Origin of the sequence: Benzoatithermus flavus (assembly GCF_037908215.1) — a bacterium.
Classification (GTDB): Bacteria; Pseudomonadota; Alphaproteobacteria; order Geminicoccales; family Geminicoccaceae; genus Benzoatithermus; species Benzoatithermus flavus.
Genome location: NZ_JBBLZC010000005.1, coordinates 227,549 through 242,684 on the forward strand (window position 1 = coordinate 227,549; position 15,136 = coordinate 242,684).

The 15,136-nt window shown below is 70.5% G+C and carries 4 protein-coding genes; 3 read left to right on the top strand and 1 reads right to left on the bottom strand.

What is annotated here, in order from left to right; translation table 11 throughout:
* Positions 1 to 75: 75 nt before the first annotated feature.
* Genes U1T56_RS07460 through U1T56_RS07470 form a run of 3 tightly spaced genes read left to right on the top strand, consistent with a single transcriptional unit; the run spans position 76 to position 12,136 of the window.
* Positions 76 to 5,304 (top strand): DEAD/DEAH box helicase, encoded by a 5,229-nt coding sequence (locus tag U1T56_RS07460; protein WP_418158821.1) that lies wholly within the window; start codon positions 76 to 78, stop codon positions 5,302 to 5,304.
* Positions 5,301 to 8,183 carry a helicase-related protein gene (locus U1T56_RS07465; protein ID WP_418158822.1) on the top strand — a complete coding sequence of 961 codons (2,883 nt, stop codon included), beginning with the start codon at positions 5,301 to 5,303 and terminating at the stop codon, positions 8,181 to 8,183. The genes U1T56_RS07460 and U1T56_RS07465 overlap by 4 nt, the downstream gene beginning before the upstream one ends.
* Positions 8,183 to 12,136 carry an Eco57I restriction-modification methylase domain-containing protein gene (locus tag U1T56_RS07470; RefSeq protein ID WP_418158823.1) on the top strand — a complete coding sequence of 1,318 codons (3,954 nt, stop codon included), beginning with the start codon at positions 8,183 to 8,185 and terminating at the stop codon, positions 12,134 to 12,136. Before U1T56_RS07465 ends, U1T56_RS07470 begins: the two co-directional genes overlap by 1 nt.
* 654 nt (positions 12,137 to 12,790) lie before the next feature.
* Here the strand turns inward: U1T56_RS07470 and U1T56_RS07475 are convergent.
* On the bottom strand, positions 12,791 to 14,956 hold the full coding sequence (locus tag U1T56_RS07475) for a hypothetical protein (protein WP_418158824.1): 2,166 nt from the start codon (positions 14,954 to 14,956) through the stop codon (positions 12,791 to 12,793).
* Positions 14,957 to 15,136: the final 180 nt, after the last annotated feature.

Genomic DNA, 15,136 nt, shown 5'->3' on the forward strand with positions numbered 1-15,136 from the left:
AGGAAGGGCGTTGCGCTTGCACTGTACATACTCCACAACCTGAGCGCACACAGGTTTGGCTCGAAGTGGTGCGAGATGGACGTTTTCTCGCTTCGCGAGATGGTCGTCGCGGACTATGCCCGGTTCACCCGCAGCTTCACCAAGGTGGCTGCGCCCGACATCCGGGCGTTTCTCGACCAGGAATATGACCGCGGCCGGTTCTGGCCGGCACCGCTGATCCAGCTCAATCCGAGCTTTGTGCCGGGCAAGTCGGTCGCCGCGCTCGTGGCCGAGGGCGTGCTGCACGAGGAATGCGCCCGGATCTTCCGCACCGGCAAGAACGACGGGCCAGGCGAGGATTTGCGGCTGCACCGCCATCAAGAGGAAGCGGTCCGGATCGCCGCGGCCGGCCGGAGCTACGTGCTGACCACCGGCACCGGCTCCGGCAAGAGCCTCAGCTACTTCATCCCGATCGTGGACCGCGTCCTGCGGGCGAAGGCGACCGATCCGAAGCGAGCGCCCTCGATCGCGGCGATCGTCGTCTACCCGATGAACGCGTTGTGCAACAGCCAGCTCGAGGAACTCGGCAAGTTCCTCAAGCTGGGCTACGCGCCCGGTGCCGAGCCCGTGACCTTCGCCCGCTACACCGGACAGGAGAGCCAGGCCGAGAAGGACGAGCTGGCGCGCCGGCCGCCCGACATCCTGCTCACCAACTACATGATGCTGGAGCTGATCCTCACGCGGCAGAACGAGACCGACCGGGCCGTGGTTCGCGCCGCCCGGGGGCTCCGCTTCCTCGTCCTCGACGAGCTGCACACCTACCGCGGCCGGCAGGGGGCGGACGTGGCGCTCCTGGTGCGGCGGGTGCGGGAGGCGCTGAACGAGAACGTGCTCACCGTCGGCACCTCGGCCACCATGGTCAGCGAGGGTGAGGCCGTCGACCGACGGCGCGTCGTCGCCGGGGTCGCGAGCCGGCTGTTCGGCACCACGGTTCTCCCGGAGGACATCGTCACCGAAACCCTGGCGCGGGTCACGCCCGAGGAGCAGGATTGGGACCGTGCTGCCCTGGCCGCCGCCATCAGCGAGCCGCTGCCTGTCGGGATCGGCTACGAGGCCCTGCGCGTCCATCCGCTCGCGGCTTGGGTGGAGACTCGCCTCGGCCTCGACCGCGAAGATGGCAAGTGGGTGCGGACGCGTACCCCGCGCAGCCTGGAGCAGGCGGCTCGGATGTTGGCCGAGGAGAGCGGGTGTGAGCCCGTTCGCTGCGAGGAGACGCTCAAAGCGTTCCTGCTCCTGGCCCACGAGACCAGGGACGAGCACGGCCGCAGCCTGTTCGCCTTCCGCCTGCACCAGTTCGTCTCGGGTGCCGGCGATCTCTTCGGCACGCTCGAGCCCGAGGGCGAGCGCTATCTCACCGTCGACGGACAGCAGTTCCAGCCCGGGACCGACCGTTCCAAGCGGCTGTTCAACTTCTGCTTCTGCCGCGAGTGCGGGCAGGAATACCTGCCGGTCTGGGCGTCGCTCGACGGCCAGGGCATCGGCTCGATCGAGCCGCGCGAGCTGGGCGACCGCGCGGCCGACGACGCGGATCAGCAACACGGCTTCTTCATGCCCGACCCTGCGGGCAAATACGCCCTGGCCCCGATCGAGGAGGCCGTGCCCGAGGAGTGGTTGAGCCTGGACGGGCCGGTGCCAAGGCTCAAGGCCCACTACAAGCGTAGCCTGCCGATACCCGGCAGGATCGACCCGCTGGGGCGGGCTGACGAGAAGGGCCTGCCGGGCTGGTTCATCCCGGGTGCCTTCCGCTTCTGCCTCAACTGCCGCACCTACCACGATGCCGGTGTCCGCAGCGACCTGACCAAGCTCGGCTCGCTCAGCACCGAAGGCCGCAGCTCCGCGACCACGGTGCTCACGATCGCGGCCCTGCGCTATCTCCTCGATGCAGGCTCCGGCCTGCCTCGCCAGGCGCAGAAGCTCCTGGGCTTCACCGACAACCGGCAGGACGCCTCGCTCCAGGCCGGGCACTTCAACGATTTCGTCCAGATCGTGCTCTTACGCGGCGCTCTCCTCGCCGCCATCGAGAGCGACCCGGACGGTGCCCTCACCGACGCGAACCTGACCCAGAGCGTCGCCCGGCAGCTTCGGCTGCAGCTCGCCGAGTACGCCAGCAACCCGCAGGCCAAGGGCCTCGCCGCCGAGAAGATCGGCCAGGCGCTCCGCGACGTGCTGGGCTACCGGCTCTACCACGACCTGCGGCGCGGCTGGCGGATCACCACCCCGAACCTCGAGCAGCTCGGCCTGCTGCGGCTCGACTATCTGGGCCTCGAGGATCTCGCCGGGGATGCCGAGGCCTGGCGGGAGGCGCCCGAGCCGCTGGCGCTGGCCGGGCCAGAAACCCGGTGCCGGCTGATGCGGCTCGTGCTCGATGCGATGCGGCGGCAGCTCTGCATCAAGACCCGCTACCTCGACCGCCTCGAGCAGGAGCAGATCAGGAGCCGCAGCCACAACCTCCTCAAGGAGCCCTGGGGCTTCTCGGAGGACGAGGAGCCCGAGGAGGCGCATCTCTTCGTGCCCGTGGCCGAGCCGCCCGCCTTGCGCCGCGAGTTCCATGGCTTCTTCGCCTCCTCGAAGTCGCGGCTCGGCCGTGAGCTGGGGAAGGCCAAGCACTGGGGCGGCCCGGACAGCGCCGCCTTCCCCGGCGCCCTGACCGAGGAGCGGTACCGGAAGATCGTCGACCACCTGCTCGGCGCGATGGCGCAGTACGGCATCGTGGAGTCGACCGAGCTGGGGGCACTCGGCCGAGGCTGGAAGGTGAACGCCGACACCCTGCGCTGGTCGCTCGGCGACCCTGAAGGCGATCGGCCGGCGCTCGGCCAGCGGACCATCGACAACCCGTTCTTCTGCACGCTTTACCGCAACGTCGCCGCCGGGCTCCGGGCCGACGACCGGCTCTTGCACCGCCTCGAGGCGCGCGAGCACACCGCGCAGGTCGACGCCGAGACGCGCGAGGAGCGCGAGGACCGCTTCCGCGCGGGCGAGCTGCCGGTCCTGTTCTGCTCGCCGACGATGGAGCTCGGCGTCGACATCGCCCAGCTCAACACCGTCTTCATGCGCAACATGCCGCCCACGCCGGCGAACTACGCCCAGCGCAGCGGGCGGGCGGGCCGGAGCGGGCAGCCGGCACTGGTCCTGACCTACGCCGCCGCCAAGTCGCCGCACGATCAATACTTCTTTCGCAACCCGGTGGGGATGGTGGCGGGCGTGGTCAAGCCGCCCGCCCTCGACCTCGCCAACGAGGACCTCGTCTCCAGCCATCTCCACGCGGTCTGGCTCGCCGAGACCGGCCAGAGGCTCGGCAGCTCGGTCGCGAGCGTGGTCGAGGTGGACAAGCCCGAGGAGCTTCCGGTCCGGGACGAGCTACGGGCCAGCATGGACCTGGCCACCGTGCGGGAGCGTGCGCTGCGGCGCGGCGAGCGCATCCTCGCCATGCTCGCGGACGAGCTGACGGCCCAGACGGCGCCCTGGTTCGCCCCGGACTGGCTCGAGCGCACCATGAAGGGCGCTTATGAGCGGTTCGACCGTGCGCTCGACCGCTGGCGCACGCTGTTCAAGGCGACGCGGCAGCAGATGATCCGCGCCCAGGAGGTCATGAACAGCGCGGCCACGAGCCCCAAGGAGCGGGACGAGGCCAAGCGCCGCCACGACGACGCCTTCATCCAGCAGAAGCTGCTCCTGGACACCCAGGCGGCGATGAACGCCGACTTCTACACCTACCGTTATCTCGCCAGCGAAGGCTTCCTGCCCGGCTACAACTTCCCGCGCCTGCCGCTCCTCGCCTTCGTGCCGGCCCGCCGCGAGAAGGTCGGCCGCGACAGCTTCCTCTCCCGACCGCGCTTTCTGGGCCTTGCCGAGTTCGGCCCGCGCTCGATCATCTACCACGAGGGCAGCCAGTACCGGGTCTACAAGGCGATCCTCTCGGTCCGGGACGAGGAGACCGTCTCGGTCGATGCCCGGCTGCCGACCCATGCCTGCCGCATGTGCCCGAGCTGCGGCTACGGCCATTTCCGCGCCGAAGCCGACGCGGAGCGCTGCACCGCCTGCGGCACCCCGCTCGAGGGCGGCCTCCTGCTCAAGGAGCTCTACCGCATCGACAACGTCGCCACCCGCCGGGTGATGCGGATCACTTCCGACGAGGAGGAGCGCCAGCGGCAGGGCTACGAGACCCTGACCACGCTCCAGTTCGCCACCAAGAACGGCACGCTCCAGGTCGTGCGCACCGACTTCGCCGACGCGGAAGGCCCGCTGCTCGAGCTGCAGTACGGCCCGGCTGCCACGGTCTGGCGGGTCAATTTGGGCTGGCGACGCCGCAAGGAGGGATCGAACCAGGGCTTCAAGATCGACGTGATCACCGGCCGCTGGCTCAAGGATACGCAAGCACCGTCGGGCGCCGGGGACGACGGCGACGGGCCAGGGAAGGCGATCCCGCAGTGGATCACCCCCTTCGTCGAGGACCGCCGCAACGTCCTCCTCGCCTTCCCCAAGGCGAGCCTGACCAAGGAGCAGATGGCCACGCTCCAGCACGCGCTGAAGCGCGGGATCGAGCGCGAGTTCCAGATCGAGGAGAGCGAGCTCATCGCCGAGCCGCTGCCCAAGACGGAGCGGCGCAACGCCATCCTGTTCTACGAGGCCGCCGAGGGCGGGGCCGGCGTGCTGACCCGGCTCGCCCTCGACCACGCCGCGCTGCGAAGGGTCGCCGCTCGGGCGCTCGAGGTCTGCCACTTCGAGCGCAGCGGCGAGAGCTGGCACCCCGACACGCTGCGGGACACCGACCGCAAGTGCGAGGCCGGCTGCTACCGCTGCCTGCTGAGCTACTACAACCAGACCGAGCACGAGCTGATCAACCGCCGCGATGCTGCGGTCCTGCGCCTGCTCTGCCGCCTGACGCAGGCTGAGGGGCGCGCCGGCACGGAAGGCCGCAGCCCCGACGAGCACCTCGCCGAGCTCATGCGGCTTTGCGGCAGCAGCCTCGAGCGGGCCTGGCTCCAGGCGGTCCGCGATCTCTCCTTGCGCCTGCCCGACCGCGCCCAGCGCCTTCTGCCCGAGCACGGCACGAGGCCCGACTTCGAGTACGCGGCGGCACAGGCCGTGGTCTACGTCGACGGCCCGCACCACGCCCACGACGCGCAGAAGCGGCTCGATGCCGCGATCACCGAGCGGCTCGAGGATGCCGGCTTGACCGTGATCCGCTTCGGCCCGGACCAGGGCACCTGGCGCGCCGTCTTCGAGAGCTACCCCGACATCTTCGGCAAGGTCGAGCGCCGATGAGCACCGAAGCCCCCCGTTTCCAGGTCGGCAGCCTCGTCAGCGCCCGCGGGCGCGAGTGGGTCGTCCTCCCCGACAGCTCCGAGGACGATCTTTGCCTGCGCCCCCTGGGCGGGGCCGACGAGGACGCGATCCTGATCCATCTCCCGCTCGAGCCGGCCCCGTCCCGGCCGCGCCCCGCGACCTTCCCCTTGCCGAATCCGGCCAAGGCCGGCGGGCGCGCTTCGGGCCTGCTCTTACGCGACGCCATGCGGCTCAAGCTCTCGGCCGGAGCCGGGCCGTTCCGCTCGTTCGGCCATCTCGGCGTCGAGCCGCGCGCCTACCAGCTCGTGCCGCTGCTCATGGCGCTGCGCCAGGAGGTGGTGCGGCTCCTGATCGCCGACGACGTGGGCATCGGCAAGACCATCGAGGCCGGCCTGATCGCGCGCGAGCTGCTGGATCGCGGCGAGATCGGCCGGCTCGCCGTGATCTGCCCACCGCATCTGTGCGAGCAGTGGCAGAGCGAGCTCGCCACCAAGTTCCACATCGAGGCGGCGGTCGTCCGTTCCGGCACCGCCGCCCGGCTCGAGCGCGGCCTGCCGCAGGGCCAGACCATCTTCGACCACCACCCCTTCACCATCGTCTCGCTCGACTACATCAAGCGCCCGAACCGCCTCGACGACTTCGCCCGCGCCTGCCCCGAGTTCGTCATCGTCGAGGAGGCGCACGGCTGCGTCCTCGCCCGCGGCCGCGACCGCCAGCAGCGCTTCGAGCTCCTGAAGCGCCTCGCGCAGGACCCGAAGCGGCACATGGTGTTCCTCACCGCCACGCCGCACAGCGGCGACGAGGAGGCGTTCCACAACCTCCTGGGCCTGCTCGACCCCGCGTTCCGCGAGCTCGGCAGCCTGCCCGAGGGCGAGGCGCGGCGGCGGCTGCGCGCGCGCCTGGCAAGCCACTTCGTCCAGCGCCAGCGCGCCGACATCCGCGAATGGAAGGACAGCACCGTCTTCCCCGACCGCGAGACCAGGGAGGTCACCTACCAGCTCACCGGCCCCTGGGGCGAGCTGTTCGACGAGGTGCTCCGCTTTGCCCGCGCCATGGTCAAGCGCACCGAGAACGCCTCGAAGCTGCAGCAGCGGATGAGCTTCTGGGCGGCTCTGGCGCTCCTGCGCTGTGTCAGCTCGAGCCCCGCCGCCGCGGCCCAGGCGCTCCGCACCCGGCTCAAGGCCACGCTCGAGGGGCCGGAAGCGCAGCAGCTCGAGGAGATCGAGGCGCTGGCGGCCGACACCGTGCTAGACGGTGCCGACGACCAGAGCCTCACCGCCGACGAGACCGTGCCCGCCGGCACCACCGAGGAGGCGGCGCGGGACGCCAAGGCGCTGCAGGATCTGATCGCGCGGGCCGAGCGGCTCAAGGGCGAGGCGCACGACCCGAAGCTGGCCCTCCTCAGGCGCGAGGTCGAGGGCCTGATCGCCGCCGGCTTCCGGCCGGTCGTGTTCTGCCGCTACCTCGCCACCGCGCACTACCTCGCGGCCGAGCTGCAAGGCCCGCTCGGCCGCAAGGGGGCCGTCGTGGACGTGGTCACCGGCGAGCTCACGCCCGAGGAGCGCGAGGAGCGGATCGCCGCCTTCGCCGCCGCGGCCGACGGCAAGGTGCCGGTGCTGATCGCCACCGACTGCCTGTCCGAGGGCATCAACCTCCAGCAGCACTTCACCGCCGTCGTCCACTACGATCTGGTCTGGAACCCGACCCGGCACGAGCAGCGCGAGGGCCGGGTCGACCGCTTCGGCCAGACCGCGAAGGTCGTGCGCGCCCTCATGCTCTACGGCGCCAACAACCCGGTGGACGGCGCGGTCTTGCGCGTGATCCTCAAGAAGGCCGAGCGCATCAGGAAGGAGCTCGGCGTCTCGGTGCCGCTGCCGGCCGACACCAACCAGGTGATGCAGGCGGTCATGCGCGCCGTGCTCCTGAGCACGGGTGCCGTGAAGGACACCCGCCAGCTCCGGCTCGATTTCCCCGAGATCGAGAGCGCCGACCGGCAGGTCGAGACCCTCTGGCAGAGTGCGAAGGAGAAGGCCAGGGCCACCCGCACCATCTTCGCCCAGGCGCGGCTGCGGCCCGAGGAGGTGCTGCCCGAGTGGGAGAAGGCCAAGGGTGTGCTGGGCGGGGCCGCGGACGTCGAGCGCTTCGTCAAGGCCGCGGCCGAGGCGCTGGGCGCACCGCTCCACGAACGCCGCGACGGCTGGCGGCTGCCGGTCGATCATTTGCCCGAGGCGCTGCAGGAGCAGCTCGCCACGCTCGGCATCGAGCGGCCGGTGCAGCTCGTCTTCGACCGGCCGGGGCCGAGCGGTGTGCTCCACGCCCACCGCGCCCATCCCCTGGTCCGTGCCCTCGCCGAGCACCTGGCCGAGCGGGCGCTGGCCGAGGAGGGCGAGATCGCCGCCCGCTGCGGCGCCCTGTTCACCGACGCCGTCGCGACCCGCACGCTCCTCCTCATCCTCCGCCTCCGGACGCAGCTCGTCGTGCACAAGCCCGACGCAGCGCCGCGTCACCTTCTGGCCGAGGAGTGCGTCGTGGCGCGCCTCGGCCGCGACGGCCCGCCCGTGCTTCTCGACGACGCCGAGAGCCGCCGCCTGCTTTCTGCGCCGGCCGCCAAGGACATGCCGCCCGCCCAGCGCCAGCGCTTCGTCCGGGCGGCGCTCGAGCTGCTGACGCCCCGGATGAACGATCTCGCCGCCCTCGCGAGCACCCGGGCCGATCTTTTGCTCGAGGACCACGTCCGCGTGCGCGACGCCGCCATCGGCCGGCGCGAGCAGCGCGGCTACCGCATCGACGTCCGGCCCTGCCTGCCGGTCGACGTGATCGGCCTGTGGGTCCTGGTCCCCGTCCAGGGAGTGCTCTGATGTCCCGCCCGTTCGACCACGGCTTCACCGCGCTTTCCGTCCAGGGCGGGCTCCTGCCGCCCGAGTTCCTGCGCACCGTCGCGAGCCTCGAGGCCGGCCAGCAGGACAATGCCTCCTACGGTCTCACCCGCTCGCTCGCCATCCGCGAGGAGATCGGCCGCAACTTCCGCATCGCCGCCGATCTCTGGGCCGACTTCCGCGCCCGTCGCGGGAGCAGCGGGGCGGAGCTGCGCCGTGCCGCCGTCGATGGCTGGCTGGTGCCGTTCCTGACCCAGGTTCTGGGCTTCAAGGGGGTCGAGCCTTCCTCCGTCCCGCTCTCGCTCGGGGGCCGCAGCTTCCCGCTGACGCACCGCGCCCATGGCGGCGCCGTGCCGCTCGTCCTCGTCCCGCCCGGCTTCGACCTCGACCGCGCCGACCCGCTCTTCGGCGAGGAGGGCCGCCGCCGCACGCCCATGGGCCTCCTGCAGGAATATCTCAACGCCGCCGAGGATGCCGTCTGGGGCCTGGTCGCGAACGGCCTTACCTTGCGGATCCTGCGCGACAACCCGAACTTCACCAAGCCCGCCTGGATCGAGCTCGACCTCGAGCGCGTGTTCGAGGACCAGGTCTACCCCGACTTCGCCGCCTTCTGGCTCCTGGCGCACGGCTCGCGCTTCCAGCCGCGCACCGAAGGCCAGCCCGCTTCCTGCATCCTCGAGCGCTGGCGGCAGGCGGCGCAAGCGACCGGCGAGCGGGCGCGCGAGAAGCTCCGCGACGGCGTCGCCACGGCGCTGCTCACGCTCGGCCGCGGTTTCGTCCGCCACCCCGCCAACGACACCTTGCGCGCGAAGCTCGGCGACGGCCGGCTCGACGCCATGGGCCTGCACCAGCAGCTCCTGCGGCTGGTCTATCGCTGCCTGTTCCTGTTCGTGGTCGAGGACCGCGACCTCCTGCACCCGCCCGGCACGAGCACCGCCGCGCGCCGGCTCTGGCGGCAGGGCTACGGCATCGGCCAGCTCCGCGAACGGGCGCTGCGCTCCCGCCTCCACGACGGCTACGGCGATCTCTGGCAGAGCCTCGAGATCGCCTTCCAGGCGCTCGAGCGCGGCGCGCCCGAGATCGGCGCCCCGGCTTTGGGCGGCCTGTTCGACCGCGGCATGTGCCCCGATTTGTTCGGCGCTTCGCTGCGCAACCGGGATCTCCTCGCGGCCATCGCGGCGCTCGCCTTCTTCCGCCCCGACCGCAGCACCGGGCTCGCCCGCGTCAACTACCGCGACCTCGACACCGAGGAGCTGGGCTCGGTCTACGAGAGCCTGCTCGAGCTACACCCCCAGGTCGGCCGCGAGCCCTGGGACTTCGCCTATCTCGGCCTCGACGGCGACGCCGCCAAGGGCAGCGAGCGCAAGCTCACAGGATCCTACTACACGCCGTCCTCGCTCGTGGACGAGCTGGTCAAGTCGACCCTCGAGCCCGTCATCCGCCGCACCATGAGCGAGCACCCGCACGACCAGCGCGAGGCGCTGCTCCGGCTCAAGATCCTCGACCCGGCCTGCGGCTCGGGGCACTTCCTGCTGGCTGCCGCGCGCCGGCTCGCCTTCGAGATCGCCCGCCTCGACGCCGCCCCCGACGCGCCCACCGAGGCGCAGCGCCAGCACGCCATGCGCGAGGTGGTGCAGCGCTGCATCTACGGCGTCGACCGCAACCCGCTGGCGCTCGAGCTGTGCAAGACGGCGCTCTGGATCGAGACCGTCGAGCCCGGCAAGCCGCTCTCCTTCCTCGACCACCATCTGCGCTGCGGCGACGCGCTCGTGGGCGTGCTCGACCCGAACGTGCTCGAGGCCGGCATCCCCGACGAGGCCTACAAGCCCAAGACCGGCGACGACAGGGAGACGGCAAGGACCCTGAAGGCGCAGAACAAGGCCGAGCGCGAGCGGCCCCTCCTGCGCCTGTCGCTGCGCCAGGAGTTCGTGACGCTCGCCGACGGGTTCGAGCAGCTCGCCGCCATGGCCGAGGACCTGCCGCAGGAGGTCGCGGCCAAGGCCGAAGCCTATACGCGTCTCCTCGCCGGGGAGTTCGTGTCCCGGCTGCGCACCGCCGCCGATCTCTGGACCGCGGCTTTCTTCGCCAGGATCGAGCGGCCCCGCCCGGGCCAGCCGCAGCGCGTGCCGACCACGCGCGACGTCTGGGAGGCGATCCGCTCGGCCGGCGGCCGACAGGGCCCGCGCGCGGCCGAAGCGGCGGCGCTCGCCGACACCTATCGCTTCTTCCACTGGCCGCTCGAGTTCCCGGAGGTGTTCCACCAGGGCGGCTTCGACGTCGTGCTCGGCAACCCGCCCTGGGAACGGATCAAGCTGCAGGAGCAGGAGTTCTTCGCCGCCCGCCACGAGGCGATCGCGGGCGCCCCCAACAAGGCCGCGCGCGAGAAGCTGATCAAGGGGCTCGCTATTTCGGCCAACCCGGTCGACCGCAAGCTCCACGCGGCGTTCGAGACCGCCAAGGCCGGGGCCGAGGCCGCGAGCCAGTTCATCCGCGGCTCGGGGCGCTTCCCGCTGACGGCGGTGGGCGACGTCAATACCTATGCCGTCTTCGCCGAGCTCACTTTACGCGCCCTCGGCCCGAAGGGCCGGGCGGGGATCATCGTGCCGACCGGCATCGCCACCGACAACTCGACCAAGGCCTTCTTCGACGAGGTGGCGAGCAAAGGCCGGCTGGCGAGCCTCTACGACTTCGAGAACCGAGACGCCATCTTCGCGGGCGTCCACCGCAGCTACAAGTTCAGCCTGCTCACGCTCGCGAGCGGCGTCGAGGCGACCCGCTTCGCCTTCTTCCTGAGCAATCCCTTGCAGCTCGCCGACGAGCGCCGCCGCTTCACCCTCTCGCCCGCCGACATCGCGCTCATCAACCCGAACACGAAGACCTGCCCGATCTTCCGCACCGGCTACGATGCCGAGCTGACGAAGAAGATCTACCGCCGCGTCCCGGTGCTGATCGACGAGGCCAAAGGCGAGGCCGGCAACCCGTGGGGCATCTCGTTCCTGCGGATGTTCGACATGGCCAACGACAGCGGCCTGTTCCGCAACCACGCGCAGCTCGCCGCGGCCGGCGGCCGGCTCGCCGACATGGTCTGGACCTTGCCCGACGGCTCGCGCTGGCTGCCGCTCTACGAGGCCAAGATGATCCACCACTACGATCATCGCTGGGCTTCCTACGATCCCGAGGGCGAGAGCGACGACGTGGGCGAGGCGCAAAAACGCGACCCGAATTTCCGCGCGATGCCGCGCTACTGGGTCGAGGAGCGCGAGGTCGAGGCCCGCCTCGCCGACAAGGGCTGGGCGCGCGGCTGGCTCATGGGCTGGCGCGACATCTGCCGCAGCACCGACGAGCGCACCGTCATCGCCAGCGTGATCCCGAGAGTGGCGGTGAACCACAAAGCGCCGCTCTTCTTTACCGACGCGGGCGATCGCAAGGCCGCAGCGCTCTATGGCAGCTTGTGCTCGCTGCCGCTGGACTTCGTGGCCAGACAGAAGGTCGGTGGCACCTCTCTCACCTTCTTCATCCTCAAGCAGCTTCCGATCCTGCCACCCAACAGCTACGCGCCTGCCGATCTCGACTTCATCGTCCCCCGCGTCCTCGAGCTGACCTACACCGCCTGGGACCTGCAGCCCTTCGCCCGCGACCTCGGCTATGACGGCCCGCCCTTCCGCTGGGACCCGGCGCGCCGTGCTCTGCTCCGGGCCGAGCTCGACGCCTACTATGCCTGGCTCTACGGCCTGACCAAGGACGAGCTGCGCTACGTCCTCGACCCGCAGGACGTGATGGGCGCCGACTGGCCGTCCGAGACCTTCCGCGTGCTCGAGGAGAAGGAGTTCAAGGAGCACGGCGAGTACCGCACCCGCCGCCTCGTGCTGGAGGCCTGGGACCGCTTCCACGCCGACGGCACCTTCGACCCCGCCCGCACGGCCCGAGCCGCTTGAGCACGTTCGCGCGGATGGATGGATAGCTGCACGCCCCCGTGCGGCGCCCGCGACCGGCTCGTAAGGGAGCGCCGAGGTCCTTTCGCCGCGGCGTCCGGCCCGACCGTCGCCAGCTCGCCCTCCTGCAGAAGAGCGGGTGCCAGGGCGCGGAGCTTGGCGTAGAGCCCGTCCGGGATCGAGCCGGCCGGCAGCTCGTCGGTCTCGACCGCCTGGATCAGCCGCCCCTTGGCCTCGGGCAGTGCGGCGACGTAGCGGTCGAGCGTGCCCTCGGCCAGGAGGTACTCGACCGTGGCCGGCTCCGTCTGCCCGAGCCGGTAGGCGCAGTCCTCGGCCTGGAGGTGGTTCGCCGGCACCCAGTCGAGGTCCTGGAAGATCACGTGCACGGCGGCGGTGAGCGTGATTCCGATCCCGCCCGCGATCAGGTTGCAGACGGCGACCCGCACCGCGGGATCGGTCTGGAACCGATCCACCGCCGCGAGCCGCGCCTCGGCCGTGTCCGGCCCCGCGATCGTTTGGAGACCAGGAACGCGACGCCGTCCGCCTGGTGCGGGCAGAGCAAGCCGGGCGGAATCGCCCGTATGCCGTCGAGGCGGTCGATGGGCAAGCTGGCCATCCGGTTCGTCCCCCGTGGTTCGTTCGTTGCTCTTCGGCAGGTCAGATCAGTTCGGTCAGGAGCTTGTGCCCCTCGGTGACGGGGATACCATTGGCTGTCAGCAGGTTGTGGGCGGCCAGAACGAGGTTGAGCGCCTCGTCCAGCGACCGGTCGCCCTCCGGCTTCTCGTCGACGCCGAAGACCGTCACCCCGGGGCCACTCGCTTGCGGCACGCGCTTCCAGCCGATGCGGGCCAGCGCCTGCACCAGCCACGACGGATCGTCGTCCGGTTCGTGGGTCACGTGGAGCCGACCGACCAGGTGGCCGGGATGACACCTGAACGCCGCCGTGATCATGGGAGCGTCTCGATCGGTCGATGGCGGCTGATCGTGTGCGGGCGGCACCTCGGTCGGGTTCGGCAGTGGCAAGCCCCAGATCCGCAAGACCCCCTCCATCACCTTGGGCGGCGGCTCCTTCGCGTAGAGAGCGTAGAGCCGGGGCGCGATCCGGGCGGTGTATACGTCGAGCGGCACCATGGCGCCCAAACGCTTGTACTCCTCGGGGGTGACGGCCGTGACCGGGAATGGGTGGCTGCCCGTCTTGACGAGATCGCTCCTGGCATTGCGTCGGTCCAGGGCCAGCCCCGAGGCGATCGACCCGAACAGCTCGTCGTCGAGGTCGCCCGGCCGCTCCTCCAGCCAGTCGAGGTAGAATTCGATCGTGGCCGCGCTGATGAACCCGGTCGTGCAACGGACGGCCACATCGATGGCTGGCTTTGCCAGTATGTCGCGCACCGGCCGGAGCAGGGCGGTCACGCGGCGGTCCCCGAGATGGAGCAGCGCCCCGAAGAGTGCGCCCGGGTTACGTACTACGCCCGAGCGGATCATGCCGACGACCTGCCGTACGACCCGCATCGGGTCGTCGTCCGGCACCGGGAAGAGGCTGACCATGTCGATCGTCGCCGTCGCCGCCACCCCGCCGTCCGGGTCCTCGACCATGAAGGGCAGGAAGGCGTTCGGCGACACGGCGCCGTGCTCGACGAAGCTCACGACGTACCGCTCGATCTCGTGCCGGAGCGATGCCGGGAGGTCATGCTCGATGCAGCGACTATAGAAGCCGCTCAGCGTGGGGATGAAGGCCTCGTCGCAGGTGATGCCGTAATGCAGGATCTCGCCCAGCAGCGCGTCGGCGAGCGTCGGGTACGCGCCCGCACGCGCATCGACGTCGGGCGTGTTGACGATGGTCTTGAACCGCTCGAAGTCGTGCCGGAACATCGGCTCCCAAGCGACCTTGCCGTTCTCCGCAGCGGCCACACCGGAGGCCGCGGCTGTCGCGTGGCGCCCCGGCTCTCGTAGCGATGGGGGTAGCCCGAGTTCCTGTCGCAGTGTCGCCGTGCTCACGCTCGCCGGCCATAGTCCGTGCCCGAAGCGGAGGAGGAAGTCCCGCACGTGCTCGAACGGGGTGAAGCGGCCCGAAGCCTGTACCTCGTCCAGCAGGTCGGTGTCCTCCACCATGTAGATGGCGCCCACCCAGGCCTGAGCCAGCTGCGCAAGGCCGGCGCCGACGAAATCCGGCGCCGTGACGGTCGCCCACCACTCGGCGAAGAGCGCATCCGAGAACGGGGCGCTCACGTAGCTCGGCGCCACTGACGTCGCGAAGGCTCGCACCCGGCCGTAGCGCAGCTCGGCGAGGCGCACCGCCTCGGCACGCTGCGCCTCCGACATTGCCGGGTCGTTCCTTATCTTCTCGACGGCCTCGCGGATCTCCTCGCCCGCCCGGTCGAACAGGCGATCGCCGAACTTGCGCAGGTAGTAGATCTGGCGGCCCCAATCCGCCTCGCGAACCGCGGTCGCCTCCTTCAGGGCGCCGCGCAGCGCGATGTCGATCCCCTCGAAGCCTGCCAGCGTGACGAAGGAGGGCACGCAGGTGAAGACGGGCTCGAGCATCGCGCCGAGGCGGTCGTGCGCGAAGCGGACGCGATCGAGTACCTGCTCGGCCCAGTCGGCCTCCCGCGTGCTCACCGTGCCGAGCGACCATGCCTTGCCGTCCAGAAAGTGCAACCAACGGTAGAATGGTTGCAGCGTGCCATTTCCGCGGTCGATCCAGCCGAGGCAGCTGAGCGTCGGGCCGTTCGGGTTGAAGATGGCCCACGTCGCCAGGATCTGCCCCGATAGCTCGAGCCATTCGTCGCGCCGGATCGGAAGATCGACGGGTGTCAGGCTGTTCATGGTTTCCTCGCAGCCATCGTAGCGGTTATAATAACTTAAAAGCGATCAGCAATCATCCATGTCGGCTCGCTTGATGTTCGGCCGCGGCCTCGAGCGGCTCGCTGGCGAGAAGTTGAAGATCAGCCCGAACAGCGCCGTGAGCAGGACGAGCATCCAGACCGGGTTGGCGATGCCCAGGAT

Bases quoted from the DNA above. Each gene is read 5' to 3' on its own strand.
- U1T56_RS07460 (WP_418158821.1), top strand. From the start codon at position 76: ATGGACGTTTTCTCGCTTCGCGAGATGGTCGTCGCGGACTATGCCCGG.
- U1T56_RS07465 (WP_418158822.1), top strand. From the start codon at position 5,301: ATGAGCACCGAAGCCCCCCGTTTCCAGGTCGGCAGCCTCGTCAGCGCC.
- U1T56_RS07470 (WP_418158823.1), top strand. From the start codon at position 8,183: ATGTCCCGCCCGTTCGACCACGGCTTCACCGCGCTTTCCGTCCAGGGC.
- U1T56_RS07475 (WP_418158824.1), bottom strand. From the start codon at position 14,956: ATGAACAGCCTGACACCCGTCGATCTTCCGATCCGGCGCGACGAATGG.